Below are 883 nucleotides of genomic sequence, written 5' to 3'. Positions count from 1 at the left end.
TGGTCACGAAAGAAATTCACGTGCGTATATATTGTAGTCACCATCCACTCCCTCAGAACATGCGGCGGGGACGCAGCGATCAACACGCGGATCAACACGCCAATATGGTTGCAACTTGTGGTTCATGTTCCCCAACATCACGCGCTTGCCAAGCTTCGCCGATTTCAGGATCGGTTTGCATGATACAGGCGTCCCAGAGTTTGAGGTGGAAGCACCTGCCTAAGCGCTTCATCTGCAAACATCTCGGCAATAACGTCTCCCTCTTCGTTGCAGATGCGAATGCTCAGCAACTCAAGTTCCTCCCCGGCACGTAGCCTTTCATCCGCAAGCTCGCGGATTACCGCCAATGCATCGGCCTTGGCTTCATCGACATCATCGAAATCGGTTCCCTCAAGATCAATGATATGGTCGTGGAGTTGGTTCAGGTGAAAGTAGAATCTTGACATGCATGTGCCCTCCTTGGCCGCCCACGGCGACGAAACAAGGAACGCGCGCTAAAGTTTCGTCCGATACCGAATGAAAAACGAAAGCGTCACTCACCGCTTCATCACCTGATGAGCCAGTTCGATGAAAAAGAAAGGGTTGCCCGGAAGATCGCCGCTCCTTGTTGGTCCCGCACCTGCACCTTGAAGTTGGCCGCCTGCTGGTAGTCAACCTCATCTGAGGCGAGGTCGAGCAGCATCCGTGCAGCGGTCGCGGGTATGGCATCCTTAGTTGGCAGTTCAATGCCGTCGTCGTCCGGCATCGGTCCTTCGCCATTGATCACGTCGAAATAGTATCGAGGCATGTTCTCACCATCCGGTCTGGATCTATCCGATCTCTCGAAGCAGCGATTTGTTCCGCCCACAAGGTCGAGGTACCGCATGCGCTTCCTTCACACCCC

General features: G+C 54.1%; 2 protein-coding genes. Both read right to left on the bottom strand.

What is annotated here, in order from left to right:
• Positions 1-164: 164 nt before the first annotated feature.
• The gene (locus ACMGE0_RS33550) at positions 165-446 is read right to left on the bottom strand and encodes a DUF6894 family protein (RefSeq protein WP_436820171.1); all 282 of its coding nucleotides are present in this window, start codon (positions 444-446) and stop codon (positions 165-167) included.
• 101 nt (positions 447-547) lie between these two features.
• A complete protein-coding gene (locus ACMGE0_RS33545) occupies positions 548-787 on the bottom strand; it encodes a DUF6894 family protein (RefSeq protein ID WP_436820170.1) in 240 nt (79 codons plus the stop codon).
• Positions 788-883 lie beyond the last annotated feature (96 nt).

The sequence above is a fragment of the Neorhizobium descurainiae genome, assembly GCF_051400715.1.
Taxonomy (GTDB): Bacteria; Pseudomonadota; Alphaproteobacteria; order Rhizobiales; family Rhizobiaceae; genus Neorhizobium.
This window is presented reverse-complemented; position numbering and strand designations above follow the sequence as displayed.